Origin of the sequence: Pseudoruegeria sp. HB172150 (genome assembly GCF_013184805.1) — a bacterium.
Classification (GTDB): domain Bacteria; phylum Pseudomonadota; class Alphaproteobacteria; order Rhodobacterales; family Rhodobacteraceae; genus Psychromarinibacter.
The window spans coordinates 423,256-443,641 of the sequence record NZ_JAATNG010000002.1 but is presented as its reverse complement, the minus strand read 5'-3'; the positions used below and the strand labels follow the sequence as shown (position 1 = coordinate 443,641).

The 20,386-nt window shown below is 64.2% G+C and carries 23 protein-coding genes and 1 tRNA gene; 6 read left to right on the top strand and 18 right to left on the bottom strand.

The window, feature by feature from the left end; translation table 11 throughout:
- Position 1 precedes the first annotated feature (1 nt).
- From HCO70_RS13950 to HCO70_RS13905, 10 genes are all read right to left on the bottom strand, one after another.
- A complete protein-coding gene (locus HCO70_RS13950; protein ID WP_172297129.1) occupies positions 2–781 on the bottom strand; it encodes an ABC transporter ATP-binding protein in 780 nt (259 codons plus the stop codon).
- Complete coding sequence (locus HCO70_RS13945; protein WP_172297109.1) at positions 778–1,518, bottom strand: ABC transporter ATP-binding protein; 741 nt, start codon at positions 1,516–1,518, stop codon at positions 778–780. Before HCO70_RS13945 ends, HCO70_RS13950 begins: the two co-directional genes overlap by 4 nt.
- Positions 1,515–2,552 carry a branched-chain amino acid ABC transporter permease gene (locus HCO70_RS13940; RefSeq protein WP_172297107.1) on the bottom strand — a complete coding sequence of 346 codons (1,038 nt, stop codon included), beginning with the start codon at positions 2,550–2,552 and terminating at the stop codon, positions 1,515–1,517. Before HCO70_RS13940 ends, HCO70_RS13945 begins: the two co-directional genes overlap by 4 nt.
- A complete protein-coding gene (locus tag HCO70_RS13935; RefSeq protein WP_172297105.1) occupies positions 2,552–3,418 on the bottom strand; it encodes a branched-chain amino acid ABC transporter permease in 867 nt (288 codons plus the stop codon). The genes HCO70_RS13940 and HCO70_RS13935 overlap by 1 nt, the downstream gene beginning before the upstream one ends.
- A gap of 34 nt (positions 3,419–3,452) precedes the next feature.
- A complete protein-coding gene (locus tag HCO70_RS13930) occupies positions 3,453–4,637 on the bottom strand; it encodes an ABC transporter substrate-binding protein (protein WP_172297103.1) in 1,185 nt (394 codons plus the stop codon).
- Between the two features lie 77 nt (positions 4,638–4,714).
- Positions 4,715–5,506 carry an SDR family NAD(P)-dependent oxidoreductase gene (locus tag HCO70_RS13925; protein ID WP_253913306.1) on the bottom strand — a complete coding sequence of 264 codons (792 nt, stop codon included), beginning with the start codon at positions 5,504–5,506 and terminating at the stop codon, positions 4,715–4,717.
- 351 nt (positions 5,507–5,857) lie between these two features.
- Complete coding sequence (locus HCO70_RS13920) at positions 5,858–6,991, bottom strand: thiolase family protein (protein WP_172297099.1); 1,134 nt, start codon at positions 6,989–6,991, stop codon at positions 5,858–5,860.
- A 21-nt stretch (positions 6,992–7,012) separates the two neighbouring features.
- On the bottom strand, positions 7,013–7,795 hold the full coding sequence (locus tag HCO70_RS13915; RefSeq protein WP_172297097.1) for an enoyl-CoA hydratase-related protein: 783 nt from the start codon (positions 7,793–7,795) through the stop codon (positions 7,013–7,015).
- Positions 7,792–8,730: a nitronate monooxygenase family protein gene (locus HCO70_RS13910; protein WP_172297096.1), complete on the bottom strand. Its 939-nt coding sequence runs from the start codon at positions 8,728–8,730 to the stop codon at positions 7,792–7,794. Before HCO70_RS13910 ends, HCO70_RS13915 begins: the two co-directional genes overlap by 4 nt.
- Positions 8,730–9,374, bottom strand: a complete 645-nt coding sequence (locus HCO70_RS13905; RefSeq protein ID WP_216665431.1) for a TetR/AcrR family transcriptional regulator — start codon at positions 9,372–9,374, stop codon at positions 8,730–8,732. The genes HCO70_RS13910 and HCO70_RS13905 overlap by 1 nt, the downstream gene beginning before the upstream one ends.
- 97 nt (positions 9,375–9,471) lie before the next feature.
- Here HCO70_RS13905 and HCO70_RS13900 point away from each other — a divergent pair, with 97 nt between their 5' ends.
- Both HCO70_RS13900 and HCO70_RS13895 read left to right on the top strand, forming a co-directional pair.
- The gene (locus tag HCO70_RS13900) at positions 9,472–10,638 is read left to right on the top strand and encodes an acetyl-CoA C-acyltransferase (RefSeq protein WP_172297094.1); all 1,167 of its coding nucleotides are present in this window, start codon (positions 9,472–9,474) and stop codon (positions 10,636–10,638) included.
- 9 nt (positions 10,639–10,647) lie between these two features.
- Entirely contained in the window at positions 10,648–11,781 is a 1,134-nt protein-coding gene (locus tag HCO70_RS13895; protein ID WP_172297092.1) for an acyl-CoA dehydrogenase family protein, read from the top strand.
- Positions 11,782–11,818: 37 nt separating this feature from the next.
- On the opposite strand, the gene HCO70_RS13890 is transcribed toward HCO70_RS13895, so the two are convergent.
- Both HCO70_RS13890 and HCO70_RS25105 read right to left on the bottom strand, forming a co-directional pair.
- Positions 11,819–11,895: transfer RNA gene (locus HCO70_RS13890), tRNA-His, on the bottom strand.
- Between the two features lie 51 nt (positions 11,896–11,946).
- Positions 11,947–12,846 (bottom strand): bifunctional helix-turn-helix transcriptional regulator/GNAT family N-acetyltransferase, encoded by a 900-nt coding sequence (locus HCO70_RS25105; protein ID WP_172297090.1) that lies wholly within the window; start codon positions 12,844–12,846, stop codon positions 11,947–11,949.
- Positions 12,847–12,962: 116 nt separating this feature from the next.
- Between HCO70_RS25105 and HCO70_RS13880 the strand changes: the two genes are divergently transcribed.
- On the top strand, positions 12,963–13,163 hold the full coding sequence (locus tag HCO70_RS13880; RefSeq protein WP_172297088.1) for a DUF6324 family protein: 201 nt from the start codon (positions 12,963–12,965) through the stop codon (positions 13,161–13,163).
- A gap of 3 nt (positions 13,164–13,166) precedes the next feature.
- On the opposite strand, the gene HCO70_RS13875 is transcribed toward HCO70_RS13880, so the two are convergent.
- The gene (locus HCO70_RS13875) at positions 13,167–13,628 is read right to left on the bottom strand and encodes an MmcB family DNA repair protein (protein ID WP_172297086.1); all 462 of its coding nucleotides are present in this window, start codon (positions 13,626–13,628) and stop codon (positions 13,167–13,169) included.
- An 87-nt stretch (positions 13,629–13,715) separates the two neighbouring features.
- Between HCO70_RS13875 and HCO70_RS13870 the strand changes: the two genes are divergently transcribed.
- On the top strand, positions 13,716–14,564 hold the full coding sequence (locus HCO70_RS13870) for an aminoglycoside phosphotransferase family protein (RefSeq protein WP_172297085.1): 849 nt from the start codon (positions 13,716–13,718) through the stop codon (positions 14,562–14,564).
- A 259-nt stretch (positions 14,565–14,823) separates the two neighbouring features.
- On the opposite strand, the gene HCO70_RS13865 is transcribed toward HCO70_RS13870, so the two are convergent.
- A complete protein-coding gene (locus HCO70_RS13865) occupies positions 14,824–15,126 on the bottom strand; it encodes a hypothetical protein (RefSeq protein WP_172297083.1) in 303 nt (100 codons plus the stop codon).
- A 156-nt stretch (positions 15,127–15,282) separates the two neighbouring features.
- Here HCO70_RS13865 and HCO70_RS13860 point away from each other — a divergent pair, with 156 nt between their 5' ends.
- A complete protein-coding gene (locus HCO70_RS13860; protein ID WP_253913279.1) occupies positions 15,283–16,596 on the top strand; it encodes a hypothetical protein in 1,314 nt (437 codons plus the stop codon).
- Positions 16,589–17,356, top strand: coding sequence for a hypothetical protein (locus tag HCO70_RS13855; protein ID WP_172297081.1), 768 nt, complete (start codon positions 16,589–16,591; stop codon positions 17,354–17,356). The genes HCO70_RS13860 and HCO70_RS13855 overlap by 8 nt, the downstream gene beginning before the upstream one ends.
- 43 nt (positions 17,357–17,399) lie before the next feature.
- Here the strand turns inward: HCO70_RS13855 and HCO70_RS13850 are convergent, their stop codons facing one another.
- From HCO70_RS13850 to ribB, 4 genes are all read right to left on the bottom strand, one after another.
- The gene (locus HCO70_RS13850; RefSeq protein WP_172297079.1) at positions 17,400–17,993 is read right to left on the bottom strand and encodes an HdeD family acid-resistance protein; all 594 of its coding nucleotides are present in this window, start codon (positions 17,991–17,993) and stop codon (positions 17,400–17,402) included.
- 247 nt (positions 17,994–18,240) lie between these two features.
- Positions 18,241–18,702: a transcription antitermination factor NusB gene (gene nusB, locus HCO70_RS13845; RefSeq protein WP_172297078.1), complete on the bottom strand. Its 462-nt coding sequence runs from the start codon at positions 18,700–18,702 to the stop codon at positions 18,241–18,243.
- Positions 18,699–19,247 (bottom strand): 6,7-dimethyl-8-ribityllumazine synthase, encoded by a 549-nt coding sequence (locus tag HCO70_RS13840; protein WP_172297076.1) that lies wholly within the window; start codon positions 19,245–19,247, stop codon positions 18,699–18,701. The genes nusB and HCO70_RS13840 overlap by 4 nt, the downstream gene beginning before the upstream one ends.
- 3 nt (positions 19,248–19,250) lie before the next feature.
- Positions 19,251–20,375: a 3,4-dihydroxy-2-butanone-4-phosphate synthase gene (gene ribB / locus HCO70_RS13835; protein ID WP_172297437.1), complete on the bottom strand. Its 1,125-nt coding sequence runs from the start codon at positions 20,373–20,375 to the stop codon at positions 19,251–19,253.
- Positions 20,376–20,386: the final 11 nt, after the last annotated feature.

The following is a 20,386-nucleotide window of genomic DNA, read 5'->3' as shown; positions in this document are numbered from 1 at the left end:
ATCAGGCAGTCTGCCCGGTCCCCATATACGCCTCGATGACCACATCGGCGCTCAGCACCTCGTCGGTCGGCCCCTGCGCGATCAACTCGCCCGCGTCCAGCACCGCAGTCCAAGCGCACAGCTCGCTGACCACCCGCATGTCATGCTCGATCAGCACAATGGTCGGACCGCCCTCGCGCCGCAACTCCCGGAGCACTTCGCACAGGCTGTCCTTCTCCTCGGCGGACAGTCCTGCCATCGGCTCGTCCAATAAGATACATTCCGCCTCCGTCACCAGCGCGCGGGCAAGATCCACCTTGCGCTGGTCGCCGAAACTCAGCTCGTTAATCTGCCTGTCCGCCAGGGCCGCGACCCCTATCCGTTCCAGCGCCACCCGCGCCCGCGCTCGGATCTCCGCCTCGCTGCGCATCGCCGCCGGAGTGCGCAGAGCGGCGGTAAGGATGTTGACCCGCGTCCGCAGATGCGCACCCAGCATCACATTCTCCACCGCTGTCAGGTCCCCGACGAACTGCGCCCCCTGGAAGGTCCGTGCCAGTCCCGCGGTCAGCATGTCATGTGTGCCGAGCCGCGTGGCATCGCGACCTAGGATCCGCCGCGTCCCGGACACGGCCGGAACGATGCCGCAGATGTAGTTCAGCAGCGTCGTCTTCCCGGCGCCGTTCGGACCAATCAGACCCGATGTCACGCCTTGCGCGAAGTCCAGAGACACGTTTTTGAGGATCCGGTTGCCACCCAGCGTCACCGAGACATCCTGCAGGACGATGGCGCTGTCGTGGCTCATGATGCCCGCCGTCCCAGGTAGCTTTCCTCGACAATGCCGGACGCCAGCAGCGACTCCTTTGTACCGCTGAAGGTCAGCCGCCCTGTCTCCATCACGTGGACCTTCTGCGCGATCCGCATCGCGGCTCCGATGTTTTGCTCCACCAGCAGGACGGTCGTGCGCAGCTCGGCGATGATATGCTCCAGCCGGTTGAACACCGCGTCCACCGCGATGGGCGCGAGACCCAGTGTTGCCTCGTCGATCAGCAGAAGCCGCGGATTCAGAAGCAACGCCCGCGCCAGCCCAAGCATCTGGCGTTCGCCACCGCTAAGGTAGCCCGCCTGCTGCGACAGCCGTTCGCGCAGGATCGGGAACAGGTCCATCACGGTGTCGAGCCGCACACGGTAGTCGTGATGCGACCCCAACCGGGGGACTGAATACAGGTTGTCGCGGACACTGGCGGTGGCAAAGATCTTCGTCGTTTCCGGTACCATCGCAATGCCGCCGCGCGCGATATCAATCGGCGACTGGCGGGTGATGTCGCGCCCCTCGAACCGGATACGCCCTTCCGACACGGTCCCCGTTTCCGTCCGCCAGAACCCCGCGATCCCACGCAGAAGCGACGTCTTTCCGGCCCCATTCGCACCGATGACAATGGTGGCCTCACCCTCGTTGACGACGAGGGAAACGTCAGACACTGCCGTCGCCAAGCCCTTATACTTTACGTGTAGATTCTCGACCTCAAGGATCGCGCTCATGTGCCCAACCCTCGCAGCAGCCGTTTCTCCCACCGTTTCCACAGCCCGGCCAGCCCGTCCGGCTCCAGCACGAGAAAGCCGATGATCAACCCGCCATAGACGATCAGCTGCACGTCCCCGACATTGCGCGCCAGGAACTCAGTTGCGGCCGCATTGCGCGGCAGCACGGACAGCAGCAGCGACAATGCAGTCGGCAGAAGCGAGATGAAGAATGCCCCAGCGATTGCGCCCCCGGTCGAGCCCCAGCCACCGATCACGATCATCGCAATGACCTGGATCGCCAATTCCAGCGGGAATGCCTCGATGTAGACGTTGCTGTGGTAATAGGCATGAAGCCCGCCGGAAAAGCCGATGATGGCCGAAGAAAAGACGAAGGCCAGCAGCTTGTAGCGCGACACAGCGATGCCTTGGCTGGCGGCCGCGATGGGCGAATCCCTCAACAGCATCCACGCGCGGCCAATGCGCGACGCCTTGATGTTGTTGACAGCGACAAAGCACAGGACCAGCGAAACGAGGATGAGATAGTACCACTTCCATTCCTCGTTCAGCACAAACCCGAAAAGGTTCGCCTTCGGCAGGACAAAGCCCATCGGCCCTACCGTACCGGCCTGGTATCGGCTGAGCACAAAGATCACAACGTAGTGCAGTGCCAGCGTCGCGATGGCCAGGTAGATCCCCCTGACCCGCAATGCTGGCAGCCCGACAAGCAGACCCACCAACGCACCGAGCGCGGCACAGACAAGAAGTGTCAGCGGAAACGGCAGCCCGAGGAACACAGCGCAGGTGGCCGCGCCATAAGCACCCACCGCGAACAGCGCCGCGTTTCCGGCCGAAACCAGCCCTGCCAACCCCATCACCACGTTCAGTGCGATGGCGCCCAGCGCCAGGATCATCGCGTTGCTGACAAGGCCAAGCTGATATCGCTGCAGCATCAGCGGCAGGGCCAGCGCCGCTGCCAGCACCAGCCCAGTCTTGGCAAGGCCGATAGCCCGTGGCGGCGTTCGCGGCCGGTCGATCTCTGTCGTCGTGGTCATCAGACCCGGTTCACAGAGGCGGACCCGAACAGCCCGTTCGGCTTGATCAGCAGCACGGCGAGGATGACGATCCACGCGGTCACGTCCTGCATCTGTCCGCCGAGCAGGCGCACGCCGACGACCTCGGCGAACGCGACGATCAGCGCTCCGGGAATGACCCCGCGGATTGAATCCAGCCCGCCCACCAGCGCCGGCGCGATGCCTCGCAGACCCAGCGCATCCCCCATGTTCGGCGACAGTGCGGTGTTATAGGCGTACAGGATGCCCGCCAGCGACGCGATGCTGAACGCAATCCACCAGCCGATGATGTAGATCCGGTCGACGCGGATGCCGCTCTGTGCCGCAAGGATCGCGTGTTCCGCGGTCACCCGCATCTCAACACCGATCTTGGTGCGGGAAAAGAAGATGCCGGACGCGACGAACACCACCACCGCCACCCCGATGGTGGCGATCCCATATGCGGAAATCACCGCGTCTCCGGGCAGGAAGTAGAACTCGTCGCGAAATGGCTCGCGGATCAGGCGACTGTCGGTCCCCCAAGTCAGCGACTGCACGCCCTTTAGCAGGCTGGCAAGCCCCAACGTCGCGATGACCAGCACGAATTCGGGCTGTCCCGCCAGCCGGCGGAACAGCCCCATCTGTGTCACCCAGGCGATCGCAAGGCCGCTGACCAGCCAGCCCGCGATCGTTATCGCCCAAGGCAGCTCCCAACGGGTCGCGAAGGTGTCGAAGAGATAGGCGCCGATTGCCAGATGGGCACCAGTGGCCAGGTTCAGAATGCCCGTCGTCTTGAACATCAGCACCCAAGCGAAGGCCACCAGCGCGTACATCGACGCCAGCAAGAGCGTACCGACCAGGATATCCATCTGGCGCCTCCTTCTCTCCGTTCGAAGGACCCGGTTATTCCGTGCCTTTGCCGATCCAGTCAGTCACCGCGACGACACCACCCTCGGCGTCATCCCAGGTATAGAAGCGGACGGATTTCACCGCCTCGTGCGTGTCGGCATTGATCGCCAGCGGCCCGGCCATACCACCGGTGTCGATCTCGCCGACCTTCTCCAGCGCGGCGGCGAACTCCGCGCCACTGGCGCAATCCGCGCCGCACTCCATCAGCGCCTTCTCCAGGATCATCCCGCCGACATAGCCTTGCGTGAAGTAAGAGTTCGTCATGTCACCGGAATAGCCGTGTTCCTCGGCCGCGGCGCGCATCTCCTCGATGGCGGGATTGCCTTCCTCGGCGGGGCCGACGAACGTGCGGAAGGCATAATAGCCCTCACCCAGCTGCTCGATGGTCGCATCCGCCGACCCGGCCCACTGGTTTATCACCGGCACGGAAATGCCCTGCCGCCGCAGCCCCTTGACCCCGACGAGCGCGCCGGCATCGTTATGGCTCATCAGCACGTAGTCCGGCTTCGACGCCCGAATTGCCGCCGCCTGCGAAGTTATGTCGGTGGGAGAGATGGCGAAATACTGGGTCTCTGCGACCGTCCAGCCGCGTTTCTCGATCTCTGCGGCGGCTCGTTCCGCCACCTGGTGGTTCGACGGCACGTCCACGACGAGGATGGCGACGCGCGGCGTTTCGATGCCATTCTCGGCGGCGTGCTGCTCGATGAACTGCAAAATCGGCAAAGACAGGTCGGCTGCCGTCAGTTCATAGGAAAAGTAATAGGGCTGCGGCGGGTTAAGGAGCTCTTCCAGCCCGCCCAGGCCGACGATGGGTATCTCGTCTTCCGCCGCCTGCGGTGCCACCGCCGCGCTGACGGATGTCAGGATGAAACCGAAAGCAGCCAGTGAGCCGTTATCGGCAAAGCGCTGGGTATTTGCCTTGCCCTTGGCAAGGTCCGACGCGTCGTCGGCCACGGTCAGCTCGACTTGCCGGCCGTTGACGCCACCCTCGGCGTTCAGCTTGTCGACATAGGTTTCCAGCCCTGCAGCGGCGATCTTGCCGTTGAAACTGATCGGACCGGTCAGGTCGATGGACATGCCGATGCGGTACGGGTCCTGCGCCGCTGCAGCGGCCGCGGTCAGGGCAAGTACGGCTGCGGCCATGAACCCTGCCCGGCCGGACTGTTTGGCTTTCTGCATTCTCAATTTCCTCCCTAATGCTAGCTAGTTCGGTCCGTCCGGCGTTGTATCCCGCCGCTTGCCTGAACCCGGTGAAGTCAGATCGCGGTCCATCCCCCGTCTACGGCAATGGCCTGCCCGGTGATGAAGCGTCCCGCGTCGCTGGCCAGCAGCAGCGCGGTCCCGGCAAAGTCGCTCGGCTCACCCCGGAAGTTCATCGGCTGCCGACTCCGCTGCCATTCGGCCATTTTCGGAGAGGCGAACATGTCGACCGTCAGGTCGCTCATGAAATACCCCGCGGCGATGGAGTTGACCCGGATGCCCCAGCGCCCCCATTGCGCCGCGAGCTCGCGGGTAAGGCCGACCAGCCCTGATTTCGACGCGACGTAGGAAGCCTGCGGAATACGCCCGACGCCGACCACACCGCTGATCGAGGCCACGTTGATGATTGCCCCCGACCCGGCTTCCCGCATTTGGGGCGCTACCGCCTGGCACATCTCGAATGGCGCGATCAGGTTCAGCTGCATGGTCCGCTCGATGTTCTCGCGCGTCTCGTCCTCGCCGGGAACGACATCTGCGATCATTCCCGCTGTATTGATCAGCACATCGACCCGGCCGTGGCCGTGAACCTCCTCGATCAGTTCGGACCGGGCGGTTTCGGAAATCAGGTCGCAGGCGATCGGCACAAATGCGGAATGCGCCGCGGCCAGCGCATCTAGCCGCTCCTTCCGGCGCGCCACGATGATGACCTTCGCCGCCCCAGCCGCCGCCATCGTCAATGCCAGCGCCTCGCCCATGCCAGAGGAAGCTCCGGTGACGAGAACCGTCTTTCCGGCGAGCGAGAACATCTCGGTGGCTGCGTAGGATGTCAGCCTGTCGGCTGGCGACATGTCTGTCACGATGCTGGCCTCCCCTCCAGTCCGTTTGCTCTGCCCGCGCGCATCTGGAGCGGCTGAACTCCGGGCCGGGACAGTACGGCCAGCTTGTCCCAAGATGTGGAATGATGGAATGCGTACGGGCCGACTCTATGGATGAAGCGATTTCCTAATTGTGTCAATACTCAATAGTTTATGGATGCGAAATCGAGCTGCTTAACATCGACATTTCCGACCGCTTATGAAATAAGTTCCATATTGTAGGACATATTATAGATGAGAGAGCACGCTCAACCGCCCCGCGGCTGACAGGTCGCGGAGTGGCCAGGTCCACAGATGAGGTTTCTAGACAGGCCAGAAATCTGGTCAGGCGGCCTCGAGCACCATCGCGATCCCCATGCCGCCGCCGATGCACTGGGTCGCCAGTGCGTATCGGCCGCCCTCCCGCTGCAGCAGTGTCGCCGCCTTGCCGACCAGACGCGAGCCTGTAGCTCCCAGCGGATGGCCCAGTGCCAGCGCGCCACCGTCGATGTTCAGTTTGGCCGGGTCAATCTCCAAAGCCCGGCGGCAGGCCTCCGCCTGAGAGGCGAAAGCCTCATTCATCTCGACAATGTCGATGTCCCCGATGTCCAGCCCCGCGCGCGCCAGTGCCTTGCGTGAACTGTCAATGGGCCCCAGCCCCATCACCCCCGGCGCGCAGCCTGAAACCGCGAAGCTCCGGACCCGCGCCATCGGCGTCAATCCATGACGCTTCGCGAACCCCTCGCTGCAGACAAGCACCGCGGTCGCCCCGTCCGTCATGGGCGAGGACGAACCGGCCGTCACCGTCCCGTCCTCCAGAAACACCGTCTTCAGGCTCGCCAATTTCTCCAGGCTGGTCTCGCGCACGCAACCGTCATTGGCCACGGTACCATCTACGATTTCGTAGGGTGCGATCTCGCTGGCCAGCCGCCTATCCAGCTGCGCCGCCCGCGCCTTTGAATGGCTGGCAAAGGCAAAGGCATCCTGCTCCTCGCGGCTGACGCCATGTTCCCGCGCCACCCGTTCGGCCGTCAGCCCGACATTCATGTAATCGTCCCGATCCTGCTGGCTCCAGCTTGGGTGGGGCGAGGTATTGAAACCCATCATCGGAACACGCGACATGCTTTCGGTACCGCCGGCGATGAACGCCTCGCCGGCCCCCATCAGCATCATGCCCGTCGCCATCTGAACCGCCTGGATCGACGATCCGCACCAGCGGTTCACTGTTGCGCCCGCCACCGTTTCCGGCAGACCCGCCAGCATCCCGACAATCCGCCCGATGTTCAGGCCTTGTTCCACCTCGGGAAAGGCGCAGCCCCAGATGACGTCCTCGATCTCACCGCCGGGAACACCGGTCCGTTCCAGCAACGCCCGGATCACATGCGCTCCAAGGTCGTCCGGCCGAACCTCCGCCAGCGCCCCTTTGTGCGCGAAGGTGAAGGGCGTGCGAACGTAACCGGCAATGTAGGCGTCTTGCATAGTATCCTCCCGGGTTGGTCGTCAGCAGCCGATGAATTGTGGGCGCCGTTTGTCAAAAAACGCCGCTACCGCCTCGCGGAAATCCTCGGTCGCGGCGCACTCGGCAAACGCCGCTGCTTCGGCGTCGAGCTGCGCGTCGTAAGGTGTATCCAGTGCCGTACGCAACAGTGACTTCAGCCGCCCCTGCGCCAGCGGGGGCCCGGCGGCGATCCGGCGGGCCAGCCGATCAGTCTCCTCGTCCAGCGCCTCGACTGTGACCACCCGCGTCACAAGGCCCAGCTCCAGGCACGTCGCCGCATCCAGCCTGTCCGACAGTAATGCAATCTCCATCGCGCGGCGCAGGCCAACCAGCCTCGGCAGCGCCCATGTGCCGCCGCAGTCCCCCGGCCCGCCTACCCGCGGATAGGCAAAGCTCATCGACAGGTCCTCCGCCGCGACGCACAGATCCGCGCCCAGCGCGATCGACATTCCAGCCCCGGCGGCTGCGCCCTGAACCGACGCGATCACGATGGCAGGCGACGCCGCCAGCAGCTTCAGCGCCCCATGCGCCGGCTCGATCACCGCGACCAGCGCCGCGCACGGATCCGCGGCATGGCGGAAATAGCCAAGATCGCCACCCGCCATGAACGCCTGTCCGGTGCCGCTCACCACGATTACGCGGTTTTTTGGATCTTCTACCGCCCGCCGCGCTGCCAGCAGAAAGGCCTCAGTCAACTCCACGTCGAGCGCGTTCAGCGCTCCGGCGCGGTTGAACCGTATGCGGGCGATGCCGTCAGCCGCCTCGTAAAGGACCAGATCGCTCACAATGGTACCCGCACAAAGGAATCGCCGCACATTTCCAGCACCGCTTCCCGGTACTCATCGATAAGGCGCGCGCACAGCTCAGCCGCGCCAGGCAGGTCCCGGATCGAGCCCACGCCTTGCCCGGCAGACCACACCGTCTTCCATGCCTTCGCCTCGTTCGCCATGTCCAGCACCGCATGCGGCGGCAGGTTGTCAGGGTCGAGCCCCGCCGCCACCATGCTCGGCCGCATGAAATTCGCATGCACGCCAGAGATGTTCGGCGTGTAAAGGATATCGGACGCATGGGTTTCGACAATCATCGCCTTGTATTCTTCCGGCACCATCGCTTCGGCCGTCGCGATGAACCGAGTGCCAAGATAGGCCATGTCCGCCCCCATAATGCGCGCCGCCGCGATATGTGCTCCGGTCGAAATCGCACCGCCGAGCACAACGGTGCCGTCAAATACGTCCCGCAGTTCCGGCACCAGAGCAAAAGGAGACAGCGCTCCGGCATGGCCGCCCGCACCGGCGCAGACGGCGATCAGTCCGTCTACCCCAGCTGCCGCAGCCTTCTCGCCATGCCGACGTGAAATCACGTCGTGAAAAACCAGCCCGCCATAGGAATGCACCGCATCCACCACCTCGGCCACCGCACCGAGCGATGTGATGACCAGCGGCACCTTGTGGCGCACCACCTCCGCAAGATCGGCCTGCATCCGCGGGTTCGACCGGTGCACGATCAGATTCACGCCATAGGGCGTGCCCGCTGAAAGCCGTTCCTCGATCTCGCTTAGCCAGTCCGAAAGCCCTTCGGTGCTGCGCTGGTTCAATGCCGGAAAGGTGCCGACAAGACCGGAACGGCACACCTCGACCACGAGATCGGGGCCGGAAGTCAGGAACATTGGTGCGGCGATAGCGGGCAGGCGCAGACTGGACAGCGCTGATGGCAGCGGCATCACGCGGCCTTCCCGGTTGCGGCGAGACCGTTCATCAGTGTGCTCACAATCCCGGCAGCGACAGCTTCGGCGCTCATCTCGCCCTCGGGATCGTACCAGCGGCCGATCCAGTTCAATGCCCCGGTCATGGTAAAGGTCGCCAGCCGCGCATCCGCCGTGTGCAGCGACCCGTCCTTCACGCCCTCCTCAACCACCCGGCGCACGGTCAGGTCAATCTGCCGCTTCAGTGCCCGGAACTGGCTGCGCGACTCGGCAGACAGTTCGCTGTCGGCAGTGCGCGTGACACACATGCCGAAATCCTGGGTCATCACCTTAGCGTAGTCGGTCATCAGCGCACGCAGCCGATCCGCGCCGCTGCCTCCCTGCGCCGCTACCCGCGCTGCGGCATCGTTGATGCTGCAAAGTCCGCGCCGGACGCACTCGAACAGAATTTCGTCCTTGTTGGCGAAATAGTGGTAGATCGTCGGCTTCGTTACCTGCAAGGCTTCCGCTACGTCGTCTAGCGAGGTTGCATTGAACCCTTTCGAGTTGAACAGCCGTACCGCGGCCGACAGCACCGCCTCTTTCTTGCGAAGGCGCACACGGTCGCGGTCCTCGGCCGTGGGCCAGGGCGATCCGGCCGTCTGGGGCAATGCTTTCGCCAATGCGACTCTCCCGGGAATTTTCCCTTTGCGTAACCTCTATACTCATGAGTAAAATCGTACGTCAATGACCGGCCTATCAGCGCGGTGAGGAGGAGCCATGAACAGCGCAGAGCAACAGATCGTCATAACCGGCAGCGCGCGAACGCCAATGGGCGCGTTTCAGGGTGGGCTATCGGGCCACGGCGCAACGGCGCTGGGATCCACCGCCATCTCGGCGGCGCTGGCCCGTTCCGGTACCGGCCCCGACACGGTGCAGGAGGTTATCATGGGCTGCGTCCTGCCCGCAGGGCTTGGCCAGGCGCCGGCAAGGCAGGCGGCGCTCGGCGCGGGACTGCCGCAATCGGTGCCTTGTGCCACGCTGAATAAGGTCTGTGGTTCGGGCATGAAGGCAACGATGATGGCGCACGACGCCATCGCCGCCGGCAGCGCCGACATCGTCATCGCGGGCGGCATGGAAAGCATGACCAACGCCCCCTACCTGCTGGAGAAGGCGCGCGGCGGTTACCGAATGGGCCACGGCCAGATCAAGGACCACATGTTCCTCGACGGGCTCGAAGACGCCTACGACAAGGGCCGCTCGATGGGCACCTTTGCCGAGGACACGGCGCAGCACTACCAGTTCACCCGCGAGGCGCAGGACCAGTACACGTTGGAATCCCTCGACCGTGCCCGCGCCGCAATCTCCCGCGGCGCCTTCGGGTCCGAGATCGTGACCGTCGGCGCCGTCGCTGACGACGAACAGCCCGGCCGCGCCAAACCCGAAAAGATCCCGCACCTACGCCCTGCGTTCCGCGAGAACGGCACGGTTACGGCGGCCACCTCCTCCTCTATCTCCGACGGCGCCGCGGCGCTGGTTGTCAGCCGGCTGTCCAGCGCCGAGGCCACCGGCCAGACGCCGGTCGCCCGCATCCTGGGCCACGCCAGCCATGCGCAGGAACCGGCGTGGTTCACCACCGCGCCCATCTTCGCGATCCGCAAGCTGCTCGACCGGCTCGGCTGGTCCACGGGCGATGTCGACCTCTACGAAATCAACGAAGCCTTCGCGGTCGTCGCAATGGCCGCGATGCGCGACCTCGATATCCCGCGCGACAAGCTGAACGTGAACGGCGGCGCCTGCGCGCTCGGACATCCCATCGGCTGTTCCGGCGCGCGGATCATCGTGACACTGCTCAACGCGCTGCAGGCGCGCGGGCTCAAGCGTGGCATCGCCTCCCTCTGCATCGGAGGCGGAGAGGCAACGGCTATCGCCTTCGAGTTGATCTAGGAACCTGCGATGTTGCTGGACGAAAACCAGACACTGATCGAAGACATGGCCCGCCGCTTCGCATCCGAGCGGCTGGCCCCCAATGCCGCTGAATGGGACCGCACCGGCACGTTCCCGGCCGAGGCGTTGCGCGAAATGGGCGCGCTCGGATTCATGGGCATGCTGGTGCCCGACGAGCTGGAAGGTTCCTTCACCGATCACATCGCCTATGCCGTGGCGCTGGAAGAAATCGCGGCCGGCGACGGCGCCGTTTCCACGATCATGAGCGTGCACAACTCGGTCGGCTGCGTGCCGATCCTGCGCTTCGGCACCGAGGCGCAGAAGGAGCGGTTCCTGCGCCCGATGGCGCGCGGCCACTGGCTCGGCGCGTTCTGCCTGACGGAACCGCAGGCGGGCTCTGACGCATCCGCGCTGAAGACCCGCGCGCGGCGCACCAATTCCGGCTGGGTGATCGACGGCACAAAGCAGTTCATCACCTCGGGCCAGAACGCCGACATCGCCATCGTCTTCGCCGTGACCGATCCGGAGGCAGGCAAAAAAGGCATCTCCGCCTTCATCGTTCCAACCGAAACGCCGGGCTACCGCGTTGCCAGCATTGAAAAGAAGCTGGGCCAGCGCCTGTCCGACACTGCGCAGCTTGCCTTCGAAAATTTGGAGATCCCGTCCGACAACCTGCTGGGCGAGGAAGGTCAGGGATACCGCATCGCACTGTCGAACCTCGAAGGCGGCCGCATCGGCATCGCCTCGCAATCCGTCGGCATGGCCCGCGCGGCGCTGGAGGCGGCGACCGCCTACGCCCGGGAACGCACCAGCATGGGCAAGACCCTGATGGACCATCAGGCGGTGGCCTTCCGGCTCGCTGACATGGCGACGCAGGTCGAGGTCGCCCGCCAAATGGTGCGGCACGCAGCAGCCCTGAAGGACGCCGGCAAACCCGCGCTGAAAGAGGCGAGCATGGCCAAGCTCTTCGCCTCCGAAATGGCAGAAAGAGTCTGTTCCGCCGCAATCCAGGTCTTCGGCGGTTACGGCTACGTCAACGACTTCCCAGTAGAACGCATCTACCGCGACGTGCGCGTCTGTCAGATCTACGAAGGCACCAGCGACATCCAAAAACTGGTCATCGCCCGGTCACTTGCCTCGTAACCGCCCTGACAAACGAAATTTCCCAAGTGTATTTGAATGGTACCGCCTCCCTGGCTTGAACAGGGGACCTCTGGATCCACAATCCAGCGCTCTAACCAACTGAGCTAAGGCGGCACTGCCGGGCGAATTAGCCTCCACGCGCCGCGAATGCAAGAGGTTCCGGGGTCAGAATTCGTAGTCGAAGTGCTGTTCCACCACGTCCTGACCGAAACTGACCTTCGGTTCCGACCGCAACAGCCGCCACCCCGCCCGCTGGTACAGCGCACAGGCCGCCTCGTGGCTTTCATGGGTCCACAGAACCATCCGCCTGTAACCGCGCTCCTTCGCGAATGCCATGCAGGCTTCAAGCATCCTCTTGCCCAGCCCCAGCCCGCGCGCATGCGGTTCAAGCAGGAACAGCCGCAGCTTCGCCGTCTCGTTGTCCTGTCGCACGCAGAAGATACTGCCCAATCGCTCGTCACCACTGGCCGCGATCCAGCCGCGCTCCAATTCCGGATCACGGTTGCGCAGGAAATCGGCGAGGATCTCGGCGACCAGCGCCTCGAAGGTAGAGTCGAACCCCTCGTCGCGCGCGTAAAGCTCGCCATGCCGCATTACCAGCCAGCCGATGTCCCCGTGGGACAGATCGCGCAGTTCCGCCTCCCCAGCCGGTGCCATGTTCGCCAGCACAGCTTCGGCATGGCCGGCGGCCCGCTCGAGGGCACCGGGCCCACCCGCTGCGAACCGCGCCGCCAGGTGATCGCGCGACTTCTGCACCAGCGGCGCGAAAAAAGCGCGCCCCTCGTCCGTCATCGCCAGGATTCGTCGCCGCGCGTCCCGCTTCGGCGTGCGCTTCGCGACCCAGCCGCGCGCCACGAAAGTTTTCAGGATCCGGCTCAGGTATCCCTCGTCCACATCCATCCGTTCCGCCAGGATACGCGCAGTCAGACCATCTTCGGCGAAAAGCTCGTATAGCAGGCGAAGTTCGGTCAGGCTGAGGTTGGTTCCAAGATGATCCCGTGCCAGAAGTCCCATTTTCGCGGTATACTCACGATTGAAGCGGCGAAGACGGTCGATGGCATCCATGGCGGGCTCTCCTGTACCATAAGGCTGCCGCAAACACTTGACTAAGTCAAGTATCTACACCTTGTTCCTTTCCGCAGCCTGCGATACCGGCAGAGCTTCATTCAGCGAGGCCAGAGATGGGCATCAACAGCGAAAGCAATATCGAGGCAAATCTGCAGATCGGCCCAACGACAGAGGGCATGGTGCGCATCTTTGTCGAGGGCGCCGGCTTCGAAATCCCGATGGATTTCGAACCTGAGGAAGCCGAAGAAATCGCCGAGGAAATCCGCGCCGCCGCCGCCCGTGCGCGTAGCGCGAAAAAGCCGAAGCGGAAATAGCCGCTACCACACCGCCATGTTGAGATCCGGGTCCCGCCCCGCCTGCCAGCGCAGCGCAGCGTGGCGGGCGAATTTCTGGATCATCACCTTGCGCCGGGCCGGCGCAAGTTTCGTTTCCGGCCCCATCCGCACGATTTCGGCATCGTAGGAATCGGCGACGATCAAGCCGGTTTCGTCGGGCAGCAGCTCTGTAGGGAACGCCTCGTCAACGGCCCAGAAATACCGGTCGCACCATTCCAGATAGCCCTGCCACTTGCGGTCCGTCTGGAAATCGGTGCGCGAGGATTTGCATTCGACGACCCAGATCTCGCCTTTCGGCCCCAGCGCCATGACATCGACGCGCAGGCCGAGCGTCGGCGTCAGTTCTTCCACCGTCACGAAGTCATGGCTCAGCAGGTGCCGGCACACGCCGCGGGCCAGCAACTGGCCGGGCTTCATCTGCGGAGTGAGGGCGTCGTCGGGCATATGGAAAGCATGAACAATTAGTGAACAAAAATCAAGCCCATGCTCCAGGCTGGCGGTCGTCCTCCCGCCCCGCTACGGATTGACGCGATGACCCTACCCAACGCCCAACTGTCCCGCGCCTGCGCCGACTGGCAGCTATCCGACCGCCGGCTGGTGGCAGAAACCGCCGTCGGCTGGGTCTACCGCGTCATACGCGCCGACGGCAGCCCGGCGGCGCTGAAGATCGCGCGGCCCGGGGTGGATACGGACGAAGAGAACGCGGCTTCGGTCCTTCGCACCTGGGACGGGACCGGTGCGGTGCGGCTGCTCGAGGCGGCCGGGGACGCGGTATTGCTGGAATGGCTGGACGGGCCGTTGCTGGGCGATCTCGCGCGGGACGGGCAGGACGACGCAGCGGCGGAGGTTCTGGCGGGAGTGGCTGTGTCGCTGCATCGCGGTGGCATTGCGCCGCCGGACGGGTTGATGCCGCTGGAGCGGTACTTTCGTACGCTGCTTGATCCGGCGCCGCGGCTTCGGCTGTCGGGCAAACTTGCAGCGCGGATGGAGGCCGGACGCGCGCTGGCGTGCGCCTGCCTCGCCGCGCAGGGTGCGCCTAAGCTGCTCCACGGCGACCTGCACCATGACAACGTGATGAACGGGCCGCGCGGCTGGGTGGTCATCGACCCGAAGGGTCTGCTGGGCGACCCCGCCTACGAACTGGCCAATGCCCTGCGCAATCCGGTCGGTTTGGAACCTGAAATTCTGAAACTAGAACGCATTCGGCACCACACGGACATCTACGCGCAGGCACTCGATATCCCGAAGCAGAATCTGCTCAACTGGGCCGCTGCCCATTGCGCCCTTTCGCTCAGCTGGACCCTTTCACGCGGCGGCTCCGCACCAGAAGACGAGGCCCTGTTGCCGATCCTTCTGTCGATTGCGGAGATTCCCACCTGACGACCCTCTTGCCGAGGTCGCCGCACACGCCTATCTCAGACCAAGACGGTTCTGCCCTTCCCGTGCAGAGGTCATATTCCGGTGGCCTTAATCAATTCCGAGGGAGCTGGCTCTGTCGGGGTCCTGGCCTCGTTACCTGGCGCCCACCTGTGCAAACAGGTCCTCGGGAATAGCAATCCTCCACGGTTGTCGGCGGTTCCGTCACAAAAAAAGGCGCGCCCCCACGGGACGCGCCTTTTTTTATTGGCCGTCGCCGAATTCAGCGTCGGCGCTCGTCCCGCACCGGGATCGGTACAAGCGCTTCGGCATGCTGAGGCCCGCGCGAACCGCGGTCCGCATCGTCTTCGGCCAGACGCATGATCGAGATGCCGAACTGCACCCCCGAGAACACGATGCCGTGGAACATGAACAGCAGGAACACCGCCAGCACGCCGACATCCGAGGTGGACACCAGATGCCAGAGATTCGCGACGTTGAACCAAAGCAGCGCGGCAACGAACGCGGCGGCAACGGCGAATCCGATCAGGGTGTGACGAATATAGAAACGGACCAGTTGGGGCATGAAAAACTCCCTTATCATCGAGTGTAAGCTGCCACGCGCAAAAAAAAGTTCAACTGGGAAAAGTGCCGCACGAGCCCGACTCGCCGTTTCGTTAACCGAAAAACCCTGCGCATCGGCAGAAGGCCACCTATATTATCCACCGTTCAGGAGGGCCAAATGACCGATTCCGACAAACCGCTGACCCCGTCCGAGGCGCATGGCCTCCGCTATGCGCAGGAACTCGAGGGGCATCTGGGCTGGCTCGACAGCTTCACCTCGGCGGCGCTGGCGGTGCTGGCTGTGGCGTCTGGCATCTATACCTACCTCGGCGTGTCGTCGCTGCTGGACGACAACGGTGCGTTGTCGTTTTTCGCTGCGATGGCCTATTCCATCGCCGTGTCGGTCGGGATCTTCGTCTTCTGGTCCTACATGATGCGGCTTCTGCCGGCGGTGCGTTCCGCCTCCGCCCGCATCGGATTGTTCTTTTCCATGGTTCTCGGCTGCGCCGCTATCGTCGCCATGTCTTCATGGCTGAATGCGGCCGCCCTGGCGGGTGCTGCGGCGGTGGAACAGCACCTTGCGAACACCGTGCAGCAATATCAGACCTCGCTGGAGCGCGCGAATTCCATAGCAATTTCAGCGCAAAGCCTTGAACGCGACGTCGCCCGCGTACGGCAGAGCTTCGAGGATCTGTCGGAACAGGAAGCCGCCGGCGACCTATCCGGCCTTGCCGGGCGCGGCGCCGTCTTCCGCGTTCTGCGGCAGAAGGCAGAGGAACTTTCGGCCCTGGAGGCGCAGATCGCCGCGCAAGGTCCGCTGATCGACCAGGCCTTCGCCGAGGGCAACGCCATCCTCAGCCGGATGCGCGCCCTCACGGTCGAACCCGGACCGGTCGAGCAGCGTTCAGTCTCCTTCTCCGAGGAGGCCGTGCGCCTCGCCGGCGTTATCACCACCCTGCGCCAGCTGTCAGTCGCACCCCTCGTCGTCCGCGCCGCCGACGACCTCTCCGCCTCCGTCGTCCTGCCCGAAGTCAGCGAGATCCGCGGCGAACAATCCTCGACCATCGACTCCGTTCTCACCGTCCTCGCCCAGCGCGCCGAGACGCTGAAACAGGCCGCCGAAGAGGTCATGGCGATGCCCGCGGCCGAGGACATCACCTATACCCCGATCTCTGCCGCCGACGCAGTGATCCTCTATGCCGGCAACTTCGTCCCCTCCTGGGCCGGCGCAATTGCCATCGACCTGCTGCCCGCCGTCCTCGTCTTCATCGTGATGGTGACGCAGGCCGCGATCCGGCAGGGGCGCGGGCGGGCCGGGGTGGAGGATACGCTGACCTTGGCGGAATTCCGCGCCGCGCTGGGGGCCGTGCGCGAGGTGGAAATGGCGCTGGACCGCACTACGGAAAAGCCCAAGGCAACGCCGGAAACCACCGGCAAGGAGCAGCCAGAGGATCCCAAGGTGCAAAGGATCCGGGCCACCGGCGATGACTAGGCTGACCGCGTCGCAGGCAATCAAGGCGATCCTTGTCATCCAGATCGGCATCGCGGCGATCCTGTTCGGTCGCGACATTGCCCGCACCCTGCCGCAGATCTCATTCGCCCCCGACGCGCCGCTGCTCGATGAGCCGATCAACCCCGGCGACCAGACCCGCCGATACGATCCGGAGCGGCTGCCAACGCGCCCGGCCCGGCCCGGCACCGACCTGCCGCCGTCCGGCGACCTGCCTGCCCGCCTGCAGTTCGAGCCGGATACGACCGAAGAGGATGTCCTGCACATTTCCGGCACCATCGCGCCGGGCGATTCCGAGCGGTTCGACGACTGGATCGAAACGACATCGCGGGAGATTACCCGCGTGACGCTGGACAGCCCTGGCGGGTCGGTCAACGACTCGCTGGAGATCGGCCGCGCGCTGCGGGCGCTGGGTGTCGCGACCGAGGTCGAGGCTGGCGATATCTGTCTGTCCGCCTGCCCCTACCTGCTTGCGGCCGGCCTCGATCGCCGCGCCGGAGATGATGCCTATATCGGCGTCCATCAGCACTATTTCGACGAGAACACCGTCCTGCCCGCCTTTTTAGCCGTCGAAGACATACAGCGCGGCCAGGGAGAGGTTCTGGAATACCTGCTCGAAATGGACATCGACCCGTCGATCATGCGCCACGCGCTGGTGACCCCGCCCGAGGAGATTTACATCCTCGTGCCCGAGGAGTTGCAGGAATACCGTCTGGTCACGCAGGATCCCGAAAACAGCTAGGCCCGCCGAAGCGGGCCCAGAAAACTTCTATTCATTCTGTTGCTTACAGCCGCTTGGCCGCCATCGCCAGCGCCAGCATCGACGAACCGGAAGTGATGAAGTGAATCCCGACCAGGATACCTAGCGCCCAGACGGCCGTGCCCGGGAATCCGTACAGCAATAGACCTCCCAGGATCAGCGTGGCGACGCCAGACGCGACAACCCAGCCCCAACCTTTATTGTCGCGGTTCTGGAAGCCCATGATCACCTCCATGATGCCTTCGATCAGAAAAGTGACACCCAGCACCAGTGTGATCACAAGAATACCCGTCAGCGGGAAGAAGGCGAGGTAGACGCCGACGCCCAATGTCAGGATACCGATCAGCAAGTTCCAGATGGTCGAACCCCAGGTTCGGGTCTGGAACGCGTGCCACAGGGTAAGTGCGCCAGAGACCATCATGATCCAGCCGAACAGGATCTTCGCCGCTATCGTCGCCATGAACGGATAGATGATCGCCACCATCCCTGCGATGATCATCACGATACCGAGGAAGATGAACCAGCCGCGCTTCTTGCGGATGGCATCGAGGACTTCAGATTGGCCCGCATAGCCTGGCTCTTCTGGCGGTGGGGATGGATTAGTCGTTTGATCTGCCATTGTGGGTCCCTCCTTGAAATACAGTCCCACCCGCCCGCTATCACGGGCATGTGAATGTTAATAGAACCCGCGAAGCGTGCAAGAAATTCCCGGAAACCGCGCGCAACCAAGGAAAAAATATTGAATTTACCGCCGCACAGCGAAAATTCTCAGATTGGCAGAAATCTGCGGGAATTCTGGAAGAAACTCAGAGTTCCTTGCTCTGAATGTCGGAATTTGGAAACCCTCAGTGTGACTGCAATGCCACTCAGAACGCTTCTGGCTGCGCTTCCCGCGCCATGTGATCAAGAACGGCGTTAACGAATTTCGGCTCCCGGCCTTCCGGGAAGAACGCTTTCGCCACGTCCACATATTCCGTGATCACAACCCGCGGCGGCGTGCTCTTTTCTACCAGCTCCGCCCCCGCTGCGCGGAACAGGGCACGCAGGGTCGGGTCGATCCGCGCGATCGGCCATTTCGCCACCAGCGCCCGGTCGGTCATCTGGTCGATCAGCGCCTGTCGGTTCACCGCCTCTTCCATAACGGCGCGGAAATGCTCGACGTCGCCTTCGACCATCTCGTCGCCTTCGAACTCCCCGCCAAAGCGGAAATCCTCGAACTCTTTACGCACCGCCTCGACCGTCTGGCCCGAGGCTTCCATCTGAAACAGCGCCTGCACCGCATAAAGCCGGGCGGCGGATTTCATCTGGCGTTTACTGGGATTGCTCATGCGGTTCCCGTTCCTTCACCGCCGGCAATCTTGAATTCCTCGGACGCGGGGCGAAAGCCCAGCCCGCCCTTGGGCTTGCCCCATTTCCGGCCCAGCGCGACCAGATGCAGCGCCGCGGCAGCAGCGCCGCCGCCCTTGTTCTGGCCCTTTGCATCGGCACGCACCACCGCCTGGTCCCTGTTCTCGACCGTCAGGATGCCGTTGCCGATGCAGCAGCCCTGCAGGTTCAGCAGCATCAGTCCGTGCGAGGAGTCGTTGCAGACCGTCTCGTAATGCGTGGTCTCTCCCCGGATGATGCAGCCCAGCGCGACATAGCCGTCGAAGTTCGACAGCCGGTGCGCGGTGGCGATGGCGCCGGGGATTTCCAGCGCGCCGGGCACCTCGACCAGCTCTGTCTCGGCGCCGACCTCTTTCAACACAGCCTGCGCGCCCGCGATCAGGTCGTCGGCGATATCCTTGTAATAGGGCGCGACCACGATCAGCACCTTTACGGGCTTGTCGAAGTCCGGCAGCGGCAACTCGTAGTGGGTTTCGGCTCCGGCCATCGTCTACTCCTTCGGAATCTTGCGGGTGCCCTCGATGGACAGCCCGTAGCCTTCAAGACCCACCACCTTCGGCAGGGGCGAATTGGTCAGCAGGATCAGCCGGGTCAGGCCCAGCGCGGTCAGGATCTGCGCGCCAAGCCCGTATTGGCGCAGGATCTGCGGGCTTACCTGACCGTCGGTGACAAGCTTCATCGTCGGATCTCGCAGCATCACAAGGACGCCGCGCCCCTCGTCCGAGATCACCTTCATCGCGTTGCGCAACTCGTTCGCCGGGTGCGGGCCGAGGCCAAGCGCATCCTCCAGCGGGTTCAGCGCGTGCATCCGCACCAGCACCGGGTCGTCGCTGGCGATGTCGCCCTTGGACAGAACGATATGCTCGGCGCCCTGGGTCTCGTCGGTGAAGACGCGCATCATCCACTCGCCACCGAATTCCGAGCTCACCGCCTTGACGGCGCTTTCGTTGACGAGGTTGTCGTGGCGGTGGCGGTAGGCGATCAGGTCGGAAATGGTGCCGATCTTCAGGCCGTGCCGCTGGGCGAAGGCGATCAGGTCGGGAAGGCGGGCCATGGCGCCGTCTTCCTTCATGATCTCGCAGATGACGCCGGAGGGGTTCAGGCCGGCGAGACGGGCGATGTCGACGGCGGCCTCGGTATGGCCGGCGCGGACCAGCACGCCGCCGTCCTTGGCGCGGAGCGGGAAGACGTGGCCGGGAGTGGCGATGTCGGCGGCGCCCTTGGTCGGGTCGATGGCGACCGAGACGGTTCGGGCGCGGTCATGGGCGGAGATGCCAGTGGTCACGCCCTCGCGCGCCTCGATGGAGACGGTGAAGGCGGTTTCGTGGCGCGAGGAGTTCTGCGAGGCCATCAGCGGCAGGCCGAGGGCGTCGATGCGGTCGCCGGGGAGCGACAGGCAGATCAGACCGCGGCCGTGGGTGGCCATGAAGTTGATCGCCTCGGGCGTGGCCATCTGGGCGGGGATGACGAGGTCGCCCTCGTTCTCGCGGTCCTCGTGGTCGACGAGGATGAACATGCGGCCGTTCCGGGCGTCCTCGATGATCTCCTCGACGGAGGAGATGGCATCGGACCAGTCGCGCTCGACGGGGCCTGGGGTGTCGTAGGCTTGGGGCATCGCCGTCCCTC

Coding starts and splice junctions, on each gene's coding strand:
- HCO70_RS13950 (WP_172297129.1), bottom strand. CDS start 781: ATGAGCCACGACAGCGCCATCGTCCTGCAGGATGTCTCGGTGACGCTG.
- HCO70_RS13945 (WP_172297109.1), bottom strand. CDS start 1,518: ATGAGCGCGATCCTTGAGGTCGAGAATCTACACGTAAAGTATAAGGGC.
- HCO70_RS13940 (WP_172297107.1), bottom strand. CDS start 2,552: ATGACCACGACGACAGAGATCGACCGGCCGCGAACGCCGCCACGGGCT.
- HCO70_RS13935 (WP_172297105.1), bottom strand. CDS start 3,418: ATGGATATCCTGGTCGGTACGCTCTTGCTGGCGTCGATGTACGCGCTG.
- HCO70_RS13930 (WP_172297103.1), bottom strand. CDS start 4,637: ATGCAGAAAGCCAAACAGTCCGGCCGGGCAGGGTTCATGGCCGCAGCC.
- HCO70_RS13925 (WP_253913306.1), bottom strand. CDS start 5,506: ATGTCGCCAGCCGACAGGCTGACATCCTACGCAGCCACCGAGATGTTC.
- HCO70_RS13920 (WP_172297099.1), bottom strand. CDS start 6,991: ATGCAAGACGCCTACATTGCCGGTTACGTTCGCACGCCCTTCACCTTC.
- HCO70_RS13910 (WP_172297096.1), bottom strand. CDS start 8,730: ATGCCGCTGCCATCAGCGCTGTCCAGTCTGCGCCTGCCCGCTATCGCC.
- HCO70_RS13900 (WP_172297094.1), top strand. CDS start 9,472: ATGAACAGCGCAGAGCAACAGATCGTCATAACCGGCAGCGCGCGAACG.
- HCO70_RS13895 (WP_172297092.1), top strand. CDS start 10,648: ATGTTGCTGGACGAAAACCAGACACTGATCGAAGACATGGCCCGCCGC.
- HCO70_RS25105 (WP_172297090.1), bottom strand. CDS start 12,846: ATGGATGCCATCGACCGTCTTCGCCGCTTCAATCGTGAGTATACCGCG.
- HCO70_RS13880 (WP_172297088.1), top strand. CDS start 12,963: ATGGGCATCAACAGCGAAAGCAATATCGAGGCAAATCTGCAGATCGGC.
- HCO70_RS13875 (WP_172297086.1), bottom strand. CDS start 13,628: ATGCCCGACGACGCCCTCACTCCGCAGATGAAGCCCGGCCAGTTGCTG.
- HCO70_RS13870 (WP_172297085.1), top strand. CDS start 13,716: ATGACCCTACCCAACGCCCAACTGTCCCGCGCCTGCGCCGACTGGCAG.
- HCO70_RS13865 (WP_172297083.1), bottom strand. CDS start 15,126: ATGCCCCAACTGGTCCGTTTCTATATTCGTCACACCCTGATCGGATTC.
- HCO70_RS13860 (WP_253913279.1), top strand. CDS start 15,283: ATGACCGATTCCGACAAACCGCTGACCCCGTCCGAGGCGCATGGCCTC.
- HCO70_RS13855 (WP_172297081.1), top strand. CDS start 16,589: ATGACTAGGCTGACCGCGTCGCAGGCAATCAAGGCGATCCTTGTCATC.
- HCO70_RS13850 (WP_172297079.1), bottom strand. CDS start 17,993: ATGGCAGATCAAACGACTAATCCATCCCCACCGCCAGAAGAGCCAGGC.
- nusB (WP_172297078.1), bottom strand. CDS start 18,702: ATGAGCAATCCCAGTAAACGCCAGATGAAATCCGCCGCCCGGCTTTAT.
- HCO70_RS13840 (WP_172297076.1), bottom strand. CDS start 19,247: ATGGCCGGAGCCGAAACCCACTACGAGTTGCCGCTGCCGGACTTCGAC.
- ribB (WP_172297437.1), bottom strand. CDS start 20,375: ATGCCCCAAGCCTACGACACCCCAGGCCCCGTCGAGCGCGACTGGTCC.